The sequence below is a fragment of the Anabaena azotica SJ-1 genome, from assembly GCF_047275885.1.
Lineage (GTDB): Bacteria > Cyanobacteriota > Cyanobacteriia > Cyanobacteriales > Nostocaceae > Trichormus_B > Trichormus_B azotica_A.
This window is the reverse complement of the sequence record NZ_CP178454.1, coordinates 3,718,273-3,736,706: the sequence shown is the minus strand read 5'-3', so window position 1 is coordinate 3,736,706 and position 18,434 is coordinate 3,718,273. Positions and strand designations below refer to the sequence as shown.

Here is an 18,434-nt window from a genome sequence, read left to right as displayed (position 1 = left end):
TTAATTCTTGGTCGTGCAAGAATCCACTAATGGTTCAGATGCAATATTATTTAATCCCACTGAGTCTAAAAATTGTCTCCAATGTATTTTGACTATTTGGTTATTAGGCTCAGTACAACGTAGTTCCACAAAAGAAGATAGTGCTTCATGCCAAATTCCAGCTTGTGCATAGAAAGTAGATTTCTGGAGTAAATCTGCATTGACTAAGGACTCTGATAATGGTAAATTTGCTGGAATTCGTTTAACAAAACCTTCTACATAAGGATTTTTGCTAGAGTCTTCTTCATCACAAATTAGGGTTAAATACCAACGATAAGTTGTATTTATTGTTAGTTCGGGTGCATTTTTAGGTAGGGTAAAGCTGATTATTCCTGGTTGTTTAGGTAAGGTTAAATTGGTTTTATAAATTACTTTCTCTTCGGCATCATTGATGAGAGCAAATTCAGCAGTTTGCTCGGAAATTTGGGGTATGTGCCAAAAAAATGTAGGATGTTCATTTAAGGTCAGTGCTGATTTATTGGCAGGAATTAAGGCTGTTATTTCCTGTTGATTTTTGAGGCATGAAGAACCACGAGTTGCTGCTCCAACTGTTGGAGGATTAGGTTGATCATCTACTGGCGGTTTAAATCTAGCTGCAAAACCAAGGGCTGGAAGTTTGGACTGATTATCTATTGAAGTTGGCAATTTTTGACTTATTTGCTTAGTTTTGGTGTTGGAATATGATTGAGCTAGTACCGATGGTACTTGGGAATATAAAGATAAAGAAAATACTAGAAAAGATATAGATGCCTGAAGCCATTTCATTGTTGAATATCCCCTTGATTGATTATTGTGATAGATGCACGTTACGTGATTCGATTTTGGACTTGCGGGAGTCTCAGTCGAACGATCTTGGATTTACCCCACGGATAAATTTGGGGGCTTGTACTATTAAAGAATTATTGGTCAGGGAGATGAAGGAAAAGATACAATATCATTTAATTACAATGTGTTCATATTGATTTACGAACTATCTTTGTTAATTGGATGATTTTTAAGATGGTGCTTAATGCTTGACAAGACGAAATATTTATCCGCAATGTTTCTGTTACCAACTTTAAATTTAGCACTCAGCAATCAAATTGCCACTACTTACTTAAAGCGATAACTGCATTCTGTCCGCCAAAACCAAAGCTGGAACAGAGTATATGGGAGATTTTTGTCTCTTTTGCTGTGGTGACAAAATTTAAATCAAATTCTGGTTGCTGTAATCCCACGCAAGGGGGCAATTTTTGATACTTTAAACTCATGAGTGCAAAAGCTACACCTAAAGCTGCTGATGCTCCGAGTGTATGACCTGAACTACCTTTGGTGGAACTAATTGCTACTGTTGGGGGAAATAAATGTTGAATTATTTTGCTTTCTATGAGGTCGTTGAGGATAGTACCTGTACCATGGGCGTGAATGTAGTCAATATCTGTTGGTGTTAAGTGACTGCGTTTTAAACATTGCTGGATAGCTGCGATCGCACTTTTCCCTTCTGGTTCTGGTTGAAACCCATGAAAAGCGTCTGCTGTCAAGCCAAAACCCAGAATTTCTCCATAAATATTTTCTGGTTTTGTTTGACGTTGTTTTACCAAGTCCGCAGATTCGAGAACCAATACAGCCCCACCTTCACCTAATACCAAACCTTCTCGGTGGACATCAAAGGGATAAGCCCCTGTTTTGGCTAAAGCCCCCATTTGCTGAAATCCACAAATGGTCAGAGGGGTAATTGGTGCTTCCACTGCACCTGCGATCGCTCTTTGACATTGACCAGTTTGAATTAACATTGCTGCTTGGGCAATTGCCCAAATCCCCGTAGAACAAGCCGCCATTGGGGCTAAAACCATCCCTGCTGCACCGATTTGTCTAGCTACGGCGATCGCATTCATTTGCGGTAAGGTATGTAACCAATCTTCTAATTTTAAGGATAGTTCGCGGGTATCTTTGCCATACATTTGTCGCGCTAACTTTTCCCAAGACCCTTGATAACCACGGCTAGAACCAATTACCACTGCACAATCAATCAAAGGCGCTGCTAGTTTAGCATCTTCTAAAGCAGAATTAACAACCATCTGAGTCAGGGTACTCAAATCAGATGGGGTTTCACCGATTAAAGCTAAAGGAATTTTTGAAAGTTCTGGAAATGGTTGATGTAATTTAATTCCCGTTGTACCAGATAGTAAATTTTGCCAGCTATCTTCCAAGCTTTTACCTAAAGCACAAACTAAACCAATACCAGTGACAACAACCCTAACCAATTTTAGATTTTAGATTTTAGATTTTAGATTTTGGATTTTAGCAGTTGTCAGCAGGTTTATTCCCACTGACAACTAACTACTGACTACTTAGGAGATTTTAAGTTTTCAGCACCTTTAGTTACTTTGGCAGAATCAATGCGATCGCCCTGCTCAATTTTATTAACTACATCAAAGCCATCAGTGACATAACCAAACACCGCGTAGCTACCATCGAGAAAACCCAGATCCGCTAGAGCAAAATAAAACTGGGAAGAAGCAGAATCAGGCATTTGCGATCGTGCCATAGCTACTGCACCTTGCTTGTGTGTCAAAACAGGTTTTTGAGCAATTGTTTGACCATAAACAGGTTTTTCTGCCCCCTCTGGCTTAATTTCCAGTGGGATACGGCGTTCAGTTCCTATTTTTGGGTCTATGTAACCACCAGTTCCCAAACTATTTGCGGGAACTTTGGGATCTCGACTTTGAGGATCACCACCTTGAACCACAAATGGTTGAGGATCACGCACTACCCGATGGAATGCCAAACCATCGTAAACACCCTTCTGCACCAAATCAACAAAGTTGCCAGCAGTAATGGGAGCATTAACACCATCTACTTCGATAGTGATTGGTGCGCCTTTAACTGTGATTACCACAGTAGCTTTACCTTCGAGCCGTGGTAAATCTTTCATTCCAGGAATACTCTCACTACTAGTTTCTGATATTTTTGCTTCAGCAGTCGACTTGGAACTTGCCTCAGTTGCCTTTGAGGTAGCCGTCGAAGCTGGAGATGTATTAGAAACTACTTTCTCTGTTGAACATCCTCCTAACATCAAACCACCGATCATCAACAGAAGCATTAAAAATTGTGAAAATTTTAACCGCATTGCCAGTTACTGATTCAACCAGAGTATCTTAGCTTCTCTTATTGACATAATCCCCGTCCTAAAAGTGCGGAGATTCTGGATTCAAACAACAGTTGCAGTTTCATACCGTCTTACACTATCTCGCCCAACAGAACAATACCTTGACTGTTTGCACTATTGTATCAGAGAGCCGTCCTTGTAGGACAGGGCTTTGAACCCATTTTTCGGTAATTTTGGATTTTGGAACATGAAACATGGAAGACAAGAAATAAATTATTTACAGCAAATCACCTTGTTTTGAATCCAAAATCCAAAATCTAAAATCTACAATCCTTCCAAGGGTACACCCAAAAAGCGAGCTAACTTGGCACCTTGAGTTTCCAAATCAGCTAAAGATAAAGGTTGACCCACCCTTGTCAAAGGAATATCCCGTCGTCCTTTAACCCTGAGATAAAGTGCGCGTTGGGGATTTAGACCTTCCTTAATGGAGATACGGACAGATTGTATATCTTGGATGCGACTTTCAATTTCAATTTGACGGTCTTTACCAGGAAAACCCCAGCGAAAGATTTTGAATTTACCAGTTTCTTGATTGAATTCGTTGTAACCGCCACCGACATCCCATAAAATAACCAGCCACAAGTATAAAGCCAACAGCACGCCCGCCATGCCGTATAAGCTCATCACCAATCCTTGAGGGACAAAAATCAGTTGAGTTGGATCAGTAACTATGAGTAAATTAACTTTTAGGTAGCTGGAAATACCAGCCAACAAAAAGCCAGATGCTCCCAAGCTAACAATAGTTGCCCACCAGTAGTTACTAAACCGACGAGAACCGAGGACATTTTGATGCAAGAGGCCATCGCCTATATTAATCTTTGTTGAAGCCGTCATAGAACTACCTTGGCCATGAGATATTCTCATTCAAAGTCTGCCACTTCAGCCGTCTGAATTGCAAGTTATCAATGGGGGGGGTTGGTAATTGGTAATTGGTAATTGGTAATTGGGTTATTAACCTTCCCTGTCACCTGTCCCCTGTCATCTGTCACCTGTTCCCTGTTCCCTGTTCCCTGTCACCTGTCCCCTGTCACCTGTCACCTGTCCCCTGTCCCCTGTCACCTGTCACCTGTCACCTGTCACCTGTCACCTGTCACCTGTCCCCTGTTCCCTGTTCCCTGTTCCCTGTCACCTGTTCCCTGTTCCCTGTCACCTGTTCCCTGTTCCCTCTATCCTGAAAAAGATTTCTGAGAAAAGTTGTGTCAGATTGTTAAAATTCTGATATTCATTATATTTAATATCCTTAATGCGTAATTTACCTGCGTATCTCCAGCGCAAACCCTGAATTAATGTGATAAGTTAAGAATCATTAAGTTACCACAACTTAGATTATTAGTTAGTGGTTGGCGTAATGGCATAATCATGAGAAACGCTCAACTAGTAAGGCGTTGATTTCTCAAAATTTTAGGCGCTTGTTAAGTGGCTAAAAGTGTCAAAAAAACGTTTAATTCCTCGTGGTATTCGCTCCAAATCAGAAAATCTGATCAAAGCGCAGCCTTAAAAACGTAGCAATTTTAGTAAACAAGAGGATTTTAGTTCAATGACCATCGCAGTTGGACGCGCCCCGTCAAGAGGGTGGTTTGACGTACTAGACGACTGGTTGAAGCGCGATCGCTTCGTATTCGTAGGTTGGTCAGGAATATTACTATTCCCCTGCGCCTTCCTAGCACTAGGCGGCTGGCTAACCGGTACAACCTTCGTCACCTCCTGGTACACCCACGGATTAGCATCCTCCTACCTAGAAGGAGCAAACTTCCTAACAGTAGCAGTATCCACACCAGCAGACAGCATGGGACATTCCCTGTTGTTGCTATGGGGACCAGAAGCACAAGGTAACTTAACTCGTTGGTTTCAACTAGGTGGCTTATGGCCATTTGTGGCATTACACGGAGCATTCGGACTAATCGGCTTCATGTTGCGCCAATTTGAAATTGCCAGACTAGTAGGGATTCGTCCTTACAACGCTCTAGCCTTCTCAGGACCAATCGCCGTATTCGTCAGCGTCTTCTTGATGTATCCTTTGGGACAATCTAGCTGGTTCTTTGCACCCAGCTTTGGAGTAGCGGCAATCTTCCGTTTCCTATTGTTCCTACAAGGTTTCCACAACTGGACACTCAACCCCTTCCACATGATGGGTGTAGCGGGTATTTTAGGTGGAGCATTGCTATCTGCAATACATGGTGCAACCGTAGAAAACACCCTGTTTGAAGATGGCGAAGGCTCAAACACCTTCCCCGGATTTAATCCCACCCAAGCGGAAGAAACCTACTCCATGGTGACAGCAAACCGATTCTGGTCACAGATTTTCGGGATTGCCTTCTCCAACAAACGCTGGTTACACTTCTTCATGTTGTTCGTCCCAGTCACAGGCTTGTGGATGAGCGCAGTCGGAATTGTGGGTTTAGCATTAAACCTACGGGCTTATGACTTCGTTTCCCAAGAATTACGGGCAGCAGAAGACCCAGAGTTTGAAACTTTCTATACCAAAAATATTTTGTTGAACGAGGGTATCCGCGCTTGGATGGCTCCTCAAGACCAACCCCACGAACAGTTCGTATTCCCAGAGGAGGTACTACCACGTGGTAACGCTCTCTAATAGATCAGTTATAGGCGGTGGCCGCGACCAAGAATCAAGCGGTTTTGCTTGGTGGTCCGGTAACGCTCGTTTAATCAACCTATCCGGTAAACTACTTGGCGCTCACGTTGCTCATGCTGGTTTAATCGTCTTCTGGGCTGGAGCAATGACTTTATTTGAAGTTGCTCACTTTATCCCAGAAAAGCCTATGTACGAACAGGGCTTGATTCTTCTGCCTCACATCGCTACATTAGGTTGGGGCGTTGGTGCTGGTGGTGAAGTAATCGACACCTTCCCCTACTTTGTTGCTGGTGTACTGCACCTAATTTCCTCTGCTGTACTGGGTTTTGGCGGTATTTATCATGCCGTTCGCGGTCCAGAAACATTAGAAGAGTATTCTTCCTTCTTCGGTTACGACTGGAAAGACAAGAACAAGATGACCAACATCATCGGCTTCCACCTGATCATCTTAGGATGTGGTGCGTTGCTGTTAGTGTTAAAGGCCATGTTCTTCGGCGGTGTTTATGATACTTGGGCACCCGGTGGTGGTGATGTGCGTGTTATTACTAACCCCACACTCAATCCAGCTATCATCTTTGGTTATCTAATTAAAGCTCCCTTCGGTGGCGAAGGCTGGATTGTTAGTGTTGATAACATGGAAGATGTTATTGGCGGTCACATCTGGATTGCTTTAATTTGTATTTCCGGTGGTATTTGGCACATCTTCACTAAGCCTTTTGCTTGGGCGCGTCGCGCTTTCATCTGGTCTGGTGAAGCTTACCTTTCCTACAGCTTGGGCGCTCTTTCCTTGATGGGCTTTATCGCTTCCATCATGGTTTGGTACAACAACACTGTTTACCCCAGTGAATTCTTCGGTCCTACTGGTCCTGAAGCTTCTCAAGCACAAGCTTTAACTTTCTTGATTCGTGACCAACGCTTAGGCGCTAACGTTGGTTCTGCTCAAGGTCCTACAGGTCTTGGTAAATACCTGATGCGTTCTCCTACAGGTGAAATCATCTTCGGTGGTGAAACCATGCGCTTCTGGGATTTCCGTGGTCCTTGGTTAGAGCCTCTCCGTGGTCCTAACGGTCTTGACCTCGAAAAAATCAAGAATGATATTCAGCCTTGGCAAGCTCGTCGTGCTGCTGAATACATGACTCACGCTCCTCTGGGTTCTTTGAACTCTGTAGGTGGTGTGGCGACTGAAATCAACTCTTTCAACTATGTATCTCCTCGTGCGTGGTTGTCTACCTCTCACTTCGTGTTAGGTTTCTTCTTCCTCATTGGTCACTTGTGGCACGCAGGACGCGCTCGTGCGGCTGCTGGTGGTTTTGAGAGAGGTATTGATCGTGAGAACGAACCAGCATACAACATGAAGGATCTTGACTAGATTGTTGCTTTTGGTTATTTCATCACTGACAATCAATTAATTTCCAGCTCTTGCTCCACAGCAAGAGTTTTTTTATGGCTAAAAAAACAAGCCTGCATGAGCAGGCTTAAATTCTGTATTTTGATGATGAAAAGAAATCTAGAATCCAAAAAACAACCTGACAATACCCAAGACAGTACCTAAAGGTCCGGCTACAGTATTGACTGTATCACTAGTCTTAGCAATACCAGAACGGCTAACTACGACAACATCATTATTGCGAAGTATAGGGTTAGTTTCGTCATTAATTCCCTTTGAGAAATCTATTTTTACTACCCGTTTACTAACGGTGCCATTGGAGTTGAGACGAATCAAATCTACAGCAGCACTACTGGCTCTAGCATCATTGAAACCTCCAGCAGCCAGCAAAGCCTGATTTAAAGAACTATTGGGTTGTAAAGCTGTTAATCCAGGTTTTTTGACTTCTCCTACTACCCCAACTTGAATAGTTGCAGGTGACAAAGTAGTGGTAGCTAATTGGGTCACTTCTGATGTGTTAATCTCAGTTGCTGTGGGGACGACAATTGTATCTCCATCTTGCAACACCACGTCTTGATTAAGATCCCCAGTTTGCAGCAATTCCCAGAGATTAACATTTAAGCTTTGTTCTGAGCCAATTCTTGTAGGACGACGGATTTTAATACTTCTTACATCAGCTAGTGATGTAATTCCTCCAGCTAGTTGAATCGCTCGCATTACTGTTGGTAAGCCACTTCCAGGGGCTACAGTACCTCCTTCCGCAGTGGAAGAACCTGGTGTTACTAGATAAGAACCGGGGCGGTAAACTTGTCCTGTAATTGCTACTGTGCGAGGTGCGTTTTGACTGGCTGCATAGTTAGCAGCAAATAAATTTCGGGCTTCAGCAACGTTAAAGTTTGTGGCGGTGGGAACAACTATGGTATCTCCATCCCGTAAGGTAATATCTTGGGGTATTTTCCCTGTTTGGGTGATTTCTTTTAAGTTAAAACTAACTACTTGTTCACCAGAACGTCCTATTTTACGGCGTAATTGTACTTTGGTTACATCTGCTGCTAGTGTTACCCCTTGGGCTGTAGTCAGGGCAGCTAATACGGTCGGGTATTGTACACCAGGATTATCGCCTCCACTTCCCTGTAAGCTGAGGGTGTAAGATCCTGGTCTTGTTACTTCTCCGGCTACGAAAACATTAATAGGACGAGATGATAACAAATTCACGGAAATCAGTGGACGTTTCAGAAAACGAGCATATTTTCTAGCTATTTCGTCTGCTGCCTGTTCTGTTGTTAATCCCAGAACGGATATGCTGCCAATTAAGGGCAAATTAATCGCACCACCAGGGGGGACTTGGTATTCGCCTGTATATTCTGGTACTTCAAAGACATTGACACGAATGCGATCGCCACCGCCTAATAAGTAATCTGTGGATATAGTTGAGGCTGCTGATACTTTTTGTGTCTGGGCTAGGCTGACAGATGGTAAAGCAATATTAACTGTTGTTAATAAAACTACAGCTGTAGTTGAATGACTGAAAATTTTCCACAAATGTATATTAAGCATATTTACCTGAGACTGTGAGACTAGGATCTGTAAAGTATTGTCTAAACATTTTACCGTTGACTATACTTAATTATTCAAGTTCCTCAATACTGTTATTTTCGTAAGTAATCTTGATTTTCCGGATCTAATTTAATGAGGCATTCAGAATTTTGAGTGAAGCTAATTTAAAGCTGAACTAAGTGAAATACATTAATTGTTTATGATTAGAGCAAGTTTTATGACTATAGTCAATAGTTAAGAATCAAAGTTTATATTTATATTGCCAATACTTTTCTGGTTTATGCAATCATCCTCTAATTAATATCTATCAATAGGAAATTTTGAATTAATTCTTAAACTAATTTAAGTAGCTAAAACTACTTTTAGTTATTTAGAGAAAATTCAATTAAGGTATCAATAAAAAGGTTGTTAGTGCCAGGGTGGAGAAAAAAATTAGCGGTGACTATGACCCCAAAGTGCTTTCTCTTGCGGGTGTAAAAAAAGTCAATTTTTTGTTTTCTCCCCACATCCTACAAACTAGTACCGCAAGGCGAAAGTCAAAAGCCAATAGTCTTGTTTGACTAACTATCAACAACAGGGCTGAATACTTACAATGGCAAGTTTTGTTTTTGGATCTGTTGGATAAAGAACTCTTCTAAAGATTGATGAGTTAAGTTTATGGTGATGATTTTACCTCCCATTAACCGAAGACTAGCAAGAAAATCATAGTAATCATCTTGTAATATGCCGTGCCAATCACCATTAGGCTCAAATTCTAGATCGGGTATCCTTTGTTTGAGAAGTTCTGTATCGCCTCCTTGACCCTTAACATGATATGTGTTTTGGGTATCTAAGAGTTCATTAAGAGATCCAGAGCAAATTAATTCTCCTCGATGTAGGATGGCTATGCGATCGCAAATTTGTTCTACTTCACTCAACACATGACTGTTGAAAAATATGGTCTTTCCCTCAGATTTGAGTGCAAGAATAATTTCTCGCATTTGGTAGCGTCCTAAAGGATCAAGTCCAGACATAGGTTCATCTAGAAATACTAAGTCGGGATCGTTAATTAATGCTTGCGCCATACCAACACGCTGAAGCATACCCTTAGAATAACGCCGCATTTGTTTTTTGCGAGCGTCAGTTTGGGATAAACCGACTAATTCTAGCAATTGGGGAATACGTTGACGTTGAACTTTGTGGGAAATTTGGAATAAACCAGCAGCTAATTCCAAAAATTCCCAACCAGTAAGATAGTCGTATAAATAGGGATTTTCTGGTAAATAGCCAATACGTTGCTTCACAGAGCGATCGCCTAGTGGCTTACCCAATAATAAACCCCTACCAGAAGAAGGACGGATAATTCCTAGTAACAGTTTTAACAGTGTTGTTTTACCAGCACCATTGGGTCCTAGCAAACCAAAGGTTTGTCCTGGGTAAACTTGTAAAGAACAGTTTTTGAGAGATACAACTTTTTGATTCAGCCAAAAACCAGTGCGATAGACTTTTCGCAACTCAGAAGTTAAGACTACTGGTGGTTGATCTACAGGATTCAGTTGAGGTTCAGGGGTTTCTGCAACAGAATTCATGGTGGTTAAATGACCAATTCCTGGCTAGGTGTGATTAATTACAGGTTAATTAAGTAAGACGATAATAACCAGCACTACAGGCTCTGTCAATTATCGCTAATAGAGTATGCTTTTGGATTCTGATAGTGGTAACTTATAACACTCCCTTAGAACTAGGAATAGTCTCAGCACGACGAGGATCAATTTCTACAGCCATTCGCATAGCTCTAGCAAAAGCTTTAAAAGTTGCTTCGATAATATGATGGGAATTAATACCATCTAGTTGGCGAATATGCAAGGTCATTTGGCTATGGTTTACCAAAGCTACAAAAAATTCCCGCACCAGTTGAGTATCATAATTTCCTACCCGTTGAGTAGGAATTTGTAAACCATAGGTGAGGTGAGGTCTTCCAGAAAAGTCTAAAGCCACCTGAATTAAAGCCTCATCAAGAGGTGCAAGAAAATTACCAAAGCGGACAATACCTTTTTTATTACCTAGTGCTTGATGTAAAGCTTGACCCAAGGTAATACCCACATCTTCATTGGTGTGGTGGTCATCAATTTCCCAATCACCTTTGGCTTGAATATCCAAGTCAAACAGCCCATGAGAGGCAATTTGATGCAACATATGATCCAAAAAAGGAATCCCGGTAGCAGCCTTGCAAATGCCTGTACCATCAAGGTTAATGGTGACTTGGATATCAGTTTCCCCAGTAGTGCGGTGAACTGTAGCAATGCGATTGTTAATCATTGGTCATTAATCATTAGTCATTTGACATGGAGCAACTTAGTGGAAGAGGAGACAGAGAAAAGAACAATCTGCTTTCTCCTGAACTCCTCAACTCCTGATAGCGAAGCGTGGCGTTAGCCATACTCCTGAACTCCTGAACTCCTATTCCCTACATCCCCATGATTTCATATCCTGCATCTACATACAGAATTTGCCCAGTCACACCGCTAGACAAATCGCTGCATAAGAAAGCTGCTGTATTCCCTACTTCGATCTGTGTGACGGTGCGACGTAGGGGAGCAACTTTTTCAACATGATGAATCATATCCAGAATACCGCCTACTGCTGAAGATGCCAAAGTGCGGATTGGTCCTGCGGAAATACCATTAACACGAATATTTTGGGGACCAAGTTCTGCGGCTAGGTAACGAACACTTGCTTCTAATCCAGCTTTGGCTACACCCATGATGTTATAGTTAGGAATTGCCCGAACTGCACCCAAATACGTAAGAGTAACGATACTACCACCCTCTGTCATCAAAGGTTTAGCAGCACCACTTAACTGAACTAGTGAATAAGTGCTTACTTCCAAAGCTTTATTGAAACCAGAACGAGAGGTTTGACTAAAATCTCCAGTTAAGTCATCTCTATTAGCAAAAGCTAGACAATGAATGAGGATGTCTAGTTTTCCCCACTGCTGACGTACAGTTTCAAACGTAGCTTGAATTTGCTCGTCATTCTCGACGTTACAGGGCAGGAATAAGCTTGGTTTAAGTGGTTCTACTAATTCTGCTACTTTTTTCTCGAATTTGCCTTTTTCATCTGGCAAGTAGGTAATGCCCAAGTTAGCACCTGCTTGATGGAGTTGTTGGGCAATTCCCCACGCGATGGATCGGTTATTGGCAATACCTGTTACTAGGGCATTTTTTCCGGACAGATTCAGCATAGAAATTGTTAATGTGATCAATCATTAGGAGCATACTAGAATCTGAGCATATTTTGACTTTGTTAGGAATGTGATTTTGAAAAAAACAATTAAGTAGTCTTCATCAACTGGGTAAGCACAATGCATGAATATAGATATTTCTTTTACCCCTTAAGCTTTTCCTCTTACCCCGTACCTTATTTTCTAGTTAGGGTGTTGAGTGCAACAAATTTTCTCCTCATTGATTAAGAAGTTATAAAGATATTAGAAATTTTTACCCAAAAAACCTTTTAAGTTGAGCCTCTGAAACTACTTATCAATAACTGATGGCTAAAAATAACAAGAATTAGGTATCATGATAAACAAATAAAGATAAAGTGGTAGATTTGAGTATAGGAAAAAACAGAAAGGTTGACGGTGCTTTCTTGATTTTTCAGGTGTATTCTTAGGTAATCAGTTTTTATTTTTCCGGCATTGGGTAGGGGAAGGGAGATGATCGTGACACAAGATAAAGCCCTAGCAAATGTTTTTCGTCAGATGGCAACTGGAGCCTTTCCACCGGTTGTGGAGACGTTTGAACGCAACAAAACGATCTTTTTTCCCGGCGATCCCGCCGAACGAGTTTATTTTCTTCTCAAGGGTGCTGTGAAGCTTTCCAGGGTATATGAGGCAGGAGAAGAAATAACGGTGGCACTGCTACGGGAAAATAGCGTTTTTGGTGTGTTGTCATTGCTAACGGGTAACAAGTCAGATAGATTTTACCATGCAGTGGCATTTACTGCTGTAGAATTACTATCTGCACCAATTGAACAAGTTGAACAAGCATTAAAGGAAAATCCAGAGTTATCAATGTTAATGCTACGGGGTCTTTCTTCCCGTATTCTCCAGACAGAGATGATGATTGAAACTCTTGCTCACCGAGATATGGGTTCTAGGTTGGTGAGTTTTTTATTAATTCTCTGTCGAGATTTTGGTGTACCTTGTGCTGATGGGATCACAATTGATTTGAAGTTATCTCATCAGGCGATCGCTGAAGCAATTGGTTCTACTCGTGTTACTGTCACCAGGTTACTTGGCGACCTCCGCGAGAAAAAAATGATTTCCATCCACAAGAAGAAGATTACTGTACATAAGCCTGTTACCTTAAGTAAGCAATTTACTTAAGAGTGAGCAGTTTTATCACACTCGTTTAAATCTCCCATCAATTGCTGCAAGGCGTTGGTGGGGGATTTAAATCCTCCGCTTCATAGTTGATCACTGTTCTCTATTCATGCCCTGTAATCACAACTGGGGGAGGACATTGGCACATCTGGTATTTCCAGAAAAAATATACACAATTGGAGGTAATTTAAAAATTGATTAATTTCTGCTTTTGCCAATCTCCTTTCCCCCACAGACAATCGTTGAAAGTAGTAGGCTGTATTTGGAAGCATTATGCCTCCGGTACACTACGTGAACGGTAGTTAAAAGATGACCACCGGGTACATCCTGATAGCAGCTATTTTGATTTTGGGAGGTGTGATTGCCACAGTGGGCGATCGCATCGGCACAAGAGTTGGCAAAGCACGCCTCTCACTGTTTAAGCTGCGTCCCAAAAATACGGCGGTGCTGGTAACTATTTTTACTGGCGGTTTAATTTCCGCCTCAACCCTAGCAATTTTATTTGCTGCTGATGAAGGATTGCGGAAGGGCGTATTTGAATTAGAGGATATTCAAAAAGACCTGAGAAACAAGCGAGAACAACTTAAAACCGCAGAAACGGAAAAAAGCCAGGTAGAAAAACAGCTGACGGAAGCTAGAAAAGAACAAACTCAGGCACAACAAGATTTACAAAAAATTAATCAGTCTTTACAAGCTGTCAATGCTAAACAACGCATAACACAAGCTCAACTCAACCGCACCATTAGTCAACAAGCTAAAACCCAAGCTCAACTGCAAGGTACTCAAAGCCGACTTGGTGAAGTAGTGATACAGTATCAACAAGCTAGAACTGAACTACAAACCCTTTATAATCAACGTCAGGCATTGCAAACAGCAGTTGAAGAATTAAAGACAGAACGGCAGCGACTATATGCAGAAGCGAAAAAAGCGATTGACGAAGCAAAAACAGCTATTGAAAAACGCGATCAGGAACTTGCTAATCGCCAAGAAGCTATTGAAAAACGTGATCAGAAAATTGCTAAATTAGATCAACTAATTCAAAATCGTAATCTAGAGATTAAAAAACGGGAGCAAGTAATTGCTACTAGGGAATCTCGTCTCAAAGAGTTGGAACAACAGCAAGGTTATTTAGAACAAGAAGTAGCAAGGCTGGAAAAATATTACCAGTCATATCGTGACTTGCGTTTAGGTAAATTGGCTTTAGTTCGTGGACAAGTTTTGGCTGCTGGTGTGGTACAAGTCAATAAACCTACTGCGGCTCGTCAGGTAGTAGTCCAAATTTTGCAGGAAGCTAACCGCAATGCCAACATTGAATTAAGCGAACCTGGTTCTAATCCTGCCAATACAGAACTATTGCGTGTCACTCAAGATAGAGTTGAGCAACTCATCAATCAAATCGACGATGGCAGAGAATATGTAGTGCGAATCTTCTCTGCTGGTAATTACGTTAGGGGAGAAAAGCAGATAGAATTTTTTGCTGATGCTACGCGCAATCAATTGGTATTTTCCACGGGTCAAATCCTGGCTACAACTGCGGCTGATATGAAAAACATGACATCATATCAATTAAGGCAAAGGCTAGACCTGCTGATTTCTGCTTCCCAATTTCGCGCTCGCAATGCAGGAATTATCGAAACCGTACAAATAGAAGGTACGTTTTTGCGCTTTTTTGCCCAATTGCAACAGTCTAATCAAGCATTAGAAATTAAAGCTATAGCTGCGGAGGATACCTACACAGCCGGTCCTTTAAGAGTAAAATTAGTGGCAATTTTCAATGGTCAAGTTATTTTTAGCACTTAAACAGGTGACAGGTGACAGGTGACAGAGAAGAAAATTAACTAATGATTAATGATTAATGACCAATGACCAATGACAAACACACAACCAGCAATTTTAGGGTTTGATCCCGGTCGAGATAAATGTGGTGTAGCCGTGATGGGGGTGGATCGGCAACTGTATGATCATCAAGTAGTCCCTGCGAATGATGCGATCGCTCACATTGAAAAACTACGGCAAAAGTTTCCTATTTCCTTAATTGTCATGGGGGATCAAACTACCGCCAAAAAATGGAAACAGCAGCTAAATCAGGAATTAACAGATTCACTAAATATTATTTTAATAGATGAGCGTTATACAACTTTAGAAGCACGCGATCGCTATTGGCAGATGTTCCCACCAACAGGACTCACAAAACTCTTACCCAAAGGTATGCGACAGCCACCAAGACCAATAGATGACATTGTGGCCATCCTTTTAATTGAACGCTACCTCAACCGCTTAACTTCCAATAGTTCTAATGACTAATGACAAGGGCTTGCTGTTCGCGTAGCGTGCCGCTAGGCATAAAAATCTTTTCGTGGAGACAGGCAACAGGCAACAGGTAACAGGCAAGAGTTTGAGGTTATCTGTAATGAATCTAGGTTTTTCTCTACATTTTGACTCCTGACTCCTGACTCCTGAATTCTTCTATTTACAATTCTGCCCGAATAGTAAAAGCATAATCTCCCCCTGGTTCTAATTGATAATCTTGTTTTTCCAAAAAGCGGCCGAGAGGTTCTTTAATTAATGCACGACCCTGGGAAGGCTTGACAGAAAGCTCTCCCCGTCGAAAATGCCATTGAAAATGCCATTCAAAATCGCCGGCGCTGACATCACCTTCAAGAAAGCCATGCTGCCAAGATTGGCGGGTGATTCTGACGTGGGCGGTAGTTTCTGGTAGACGTTTAGCACTCACTATGCTGGATGTCAAGTATAGGATAAAAGCCAACCGTGTAGGTTACTTAATCTTTATGTACCAAAAATCCCGGAAATTGACAAATTGGCAAAAAACGAGAAACTCTCATTTCTTGGGGTCGTAAGCTAGGACGTTTGTATATTCAAAAATAATTAAAAAAATCATACAGCGATGCCCGCTGAAATAAGGCATCGCGGATTTTAGAATTGGGATTTATCTCTAATCCAAAATCTAAAATCCTTAATCGTTATTAACGATTCACGGCCGCAGCTTCCCGCGCAGCAGCTGCTTGATCTGGGTGTATACCCAAGCGTGTCAGGTTAATTCTACCTTTATTGTCAATTTCGCGCACTTTGACAATCACTTCATCACCGACTGCTACTTCATCTTCAACTTTACCAACACGATAGTCAGCGAGTTGAGAAATGTGAATCATGCCTTCTTTTCCGGGCAAGAATTCTACAAATGCACCAATTGGTATAATCCGTGTCACACGACCAACATAAACATCACCTTCATGCAGCTTGCGAGTCATGCCTTGGACAATGTTTCTAGCTCTTTTCGCTCTGCTTTCATCAACTGCGGAAATGGTGACTGTGCCATCATCTTCAATGTCAATTTTTGCACCAGTTTCTTCAGTGATACCCTTGATGGTCTTACCTCCGGGTCCAATGACTAAACCAATCATGTCGGGATCAATCTTGATCGTCAACAGACGTGGGGCAAAAGGTGAAGTTTCAATGCGTGGGGTGTCGATAGTCTGGAGCATCTTGTCCAGAATGTGTAACCGGGCAGCTTTGGCTTGGTGGACGGCTTGGGCAATAACTTCTAAGGACAAACCAGATATTTTCATATCCATTTGTAAAGCTGTGATACCAGAATCGGTACCAGCTACTTTGAAGTCCATGTCACCCAAAAAGTCTTCAATACCTTGAATATCGGTGAGGACGCGCACTTCGTCGCCTTCCTTAATCAAGCCCATTGCTGCACCGCTGACGGGTTTGAGAATGGGTACACCAGCATCCATGAGGGCGAGGGTAGAACCGCAGACTGAACCCATGGAGGTGGAGCCGTTGGAAGAAAGGACTTCCGAAACTACGCGAATTACGTAGGGGAATTGTTCTTTTGGCGGTAGCACAGGTAAAATTGCTCTTTCGGCTAAAGCCCCGTGTCCGATTTCCCGTCTTCCTGGCGCACGCATCGGTTTGGTTTCCCCAACTGAGAAGGGGGGGAAGTTATAATGATGCAGGTAACGCTTATGTTGATCTACTTGTAAATCATCGTTAAGGTTTTGGGCATCTCCTGGTGTGCCGAGAGTGCAACAGCTTAAGACCTGGGTTAGACCCCGGTTAAATAAACCGCTACCATGTACCCGCTTAGGTAAAACATCAACTTGGCAGGAAACTGGACGGACTTGATCTAGTTTGCGACCATCAACGCGCACGTTGTCTTCAACGATTTGACGGCGCATAAAGTATTTGGTGATATCCTTAAAGGTATTACCAAGGGCTTTACTATTAGCTGTAGCAGCGACTCGAATTGGATCTTCTTCGGGTAGGGCTTCTATTTCAGCTTTGATCCCATCTTTAACTACATCTAAAGCCGCATCACGTTCAGTTTTGGTTAACTCAAATTGCGCTAAGATTTTTTTAATTTCAGCATTTGCGCGATCGCGGATATAGTTTTCTAGTGTTTGGTCTACTTCTGGTGGTGCTTCTTGCACAATTTTTAGACCCAGTTCTTCCACTAAATCTAGCTGCGCTTGAATTAAATCCCGCACCGCTTCGTAACCAAAATCAATTGCCTCGATAATATCTCGCTCTGGCAACTGATTAGCTCCTGCTTCCACCATGATGACACCATCTGGTGAACCAGCGACAATGAGATCCAAGTCTCCCGCTTCAATTTCTGCATAGGTGGGGTTAATAATGAAATCATCACCCACTAAGCCTACCCGCACGGCTGCCATTGGCCCATTAAAAGGAATTTGGGCAATCAGGGTGGCAATAGAAGCACCTGTTACAGCTAACACATCTGGCGGTACTTGCTCATCCATTGACAGGGTGAAAGCAATTACTTGCAAATCATCCCGCAACCATGAAGGGAATAGAGGACGGAGGGGACGGTCAATCAGACGACTGGTGAGAATCGCTCTTTCTGGTGGACGACCTTCTCGGCGCATAATACCACCAGGGATTCTCCCAGCGGCATACAATCTTTCTTCATAATCTACAGTGAGAGGAAGAAAATCTATGCCTTCTCTGGCTTGCGATCGTGTAGCTGTCACCAAAACAGCAGTATCCCCTGATTCTATCAACACCGACCCACCAGCTTGGGGGGCTAACAGTCCTACCTTCAGCCGAATATCCCGTCCATCAAAGGATATTGACTTATCAACTTCTGCCATTCAGTTTTTTTTCCTTCTATGCACACTATTCTCTCTCTGTGGCAATCCTAACATTTATGCAATATAGACGGCTTCTGTTCAATACAAAGATAAACAAGGTTTGCTCAGTAAGTTCAAGTAAACTATGATATACATATCATCTCATGGATTCAGGCAACATCAGTTAACAGCTAATCTGGTCGCCGCTAAGAACCTCCATAAGTAAG

General features: G+C 42.1%; 15 protein-coding genes. 5 read left to right on the top strand and 10 right to left on the bottom strand.

Going from position 1 to position 18,434, the window contains the following annotated elements; all coding sequences use genetic code 11:
- The 4 genes from ACLLO5_RS16350 to ACLLO5_RS16335 all read right to left on the bottom strand — a co-directional run bounded on the left by ACLLO5_RS16350 (position 1) and on the right by ACLLO5_RS16335 (position 4,021).
- A complete protein-coding gene (locus ACLLO5_RS16350) occupies positions 1–804 on the bottom strand; it encodes a DUF928 domain-containing protein (RefSeq protein ID WP_413171558.1) in 804 nt (267 codons plus the stop codon).
- A gap of 323 nt (positions 805–1,127) precedes the next feature.
- Positions 1,128–2,282 carry a beta-ketoacyl-ACP synthase gene (locus ACLLO5_RS16345; RefSeq protein WP_413171557.1) on the bottom strand — a complete coding sequence of 385 codons (1,155 nt, stop codon included), beginning with the start codon at positions 2,280–2,282 and terminating at the stop codon, positions 1,128–1,130.
- An 83-nt stretch (positions 2,283–2,365) separates the two neighbouring features.
- Positions 2,366–3,148 (bottom strand): peptidylprolyl isomerase, encoded by a 783-nt coding sequence (locus ACLLO5_RS16340; protein WP_413171556.1) that lies wholly within the window; start codon positions 3,146–3,148, stop codon positions 2,366–2,368.
- A 303-nt stretch (positions 3,149–3,451) separates the two neighbouring features.
- Positions 3,452–4,021, bottom strand: coding sequence for a photosystem I assembly protein Ycf4 (locus ACLLO5_RS16335; protein ID WP_413171555.1), 570 nt, complete (start codon positions 4,019–4,021; stop codon positions 3,452–3,454).
- 703 nt (positions 4,022–4,724) lie between these two features.
- On the opposite strand from ACLLO5_RS16335, the gene psbD reads away from it, so the two are divergent.
- Positions 4,725–5,780 (top strand): photosystem II D2 protein (photosystem q(a) protein), encoded by a 1,056-nt coding sequence (gene psbD / locus ACLLO5_RS16330; protein ID WP_413171554.1) that lies wholly within the window; start codon positions 4,725–4,727, stop codon positions 5,778–5,780.
- Complete coding sequence (psbC, locus tag ACLLO5_RS16325; RefSeq protein ID WP_413171553.1) at positions 5,764–7,149, top strand: photosystem II reaction center protein CP43; 1,386 nt, start codon at positions 5,764–5,766, stop codon at positions 7,147–7,149. The genes psbD and psbC overlap by 17 nt, the downstream gene beginning before the upstream one ends.
- Positions 7,150–7,287: 138 nt before the next feature.
- Here the strand turns inward: psbC and ACLLO5_RS16320 are convergent, their stop codons facing one another.
- The 4 genes from ACLLO5_RS16320 to fabI form a co-directional block, all read right to left on the bottom strand.
- Positions 7,288–8,724, bottom strand: a complete 1,437-nt coding sequence (locus ACLLO5_RS16320; RefSeq protein WP_413171552.1) for a polysaccharide biosynthesis/export family protein — start codon at positions 8,722–8,724, stop codon at positions 7,288–7,290.
- 587 nt (positions 8,725–9,311) lie between these two features.
- Complete coding sequence (locus tag ACLLO5_RS16315; RefSeq protein WP_413171551.1) at positions 9,312–10,292, bottom strand: ABC transporter ATP-binding protein; 981 nt, start codon at positions 10,290–10,292, stop codon at positions 9,312–9,314.
- A 133-nt stretch (positions 10,293–10,425) separates the two neighbouring features.
- On the bottom strand, positions 10,426–11,022 hold the full coding sequence (gene hisB, locus ACLLO5_RS16310; RefSeq protein WP_413171550.1) for an imidazoleglycerol-phosphate dehydratase HisB: 597 nt from the start codon (positions 11,020–11,022) through the stop codon (positions 10,426–10,428).
- A gap of 148 nt (positions 11,023–11,170) precedes the next feature.
- Positions 11,171–11,947, bottom strand: a complete 777-nt coding sequence (fabI, locus tag ACLLO5_RS16305; protein ID WP_413171549.1) for an enoyl-ACP reductase FabI — start codon at positions 11,945–11,947, stop codon at positions 11,171–11,173.
- Between the two features lie 471 nt (positions 11,948–12,418).
- Between fabI and ntcA the strand changes: the two genes are divergently transcribed.
- From ntcA to ACLLO5_RS16290, 3 genes are all read left to right on the top strand, one after another.
- The gene (gene ntcA / locus ACLLO5_RS16300) at positions 12,419–13,090 is read left to right on the top strand and encodes a global nitrogen regulator NtcA (RefSeq protein WP_190564903.1); all 672 of its coding nucleotides are present in this window, start codon (positions 12,419–12,421) and stop codon (positions 13,088–13,090) included.
- 306 nt (positions 13,091–13,396) lie between these two features.
- Entirely contained in the window at positions 13,397–14,887 is a 1,491-nt protein-coding gene (locus tag ACLLO5_RS16295) for a DUF3084 domain-containing protein (protein ID WP_413171548.1), read from the top strand.
- 69 nt (positions 14,888–14,956) lie between these two features.
- Positions 14,957–15,391 carry a pre-16S rRNA-processing nuclease YqgF gene (locus ACLLO5_RS16290; protein WP_413171547.1) on the top strand — a complete coding sequence of 145 codons (435 nt, stop codon included), beginning with the start codon at positions 14,957–14,959 and terminating at the stop codon, positions 15,389–15,391.
- Positions 15,392–15,557: 166 nt separating this feature from the next.
- Here the strand turns inward: ACLLO5_RS16290 and ACLLO5_RS16285 are convergent, their stop codons facing one another.
- Both ACLLO5_RS16285 and ACLLO5_RS16280 read right to left on the bottom strand, forming a co-directional pair.
- Positions 15,558–15,821, bottom strand: coding sequence for a DUF3146 family protein (locus ACLLO5_RS16285; RefSeq protein WP_096566311.1), 264 nt, complete (start codon positions 15,819–15,821; stop codon positions 15,558–15,560).
- Between the two features lie 250 nt (positions 15,822–16,071).
- A complete protein-coding gene (locus tag ACLLO5_RS16280; protein WP_413171546.1) occupies positions 16,072–18,228 on the bottom strand; it encodes a polyribonucleotide nucleotidyltransferase in 2,157 nt (718 codons plus the stop codon).
- Positions 18,229–18,434 lie beyond the last annotated feature (206 nt).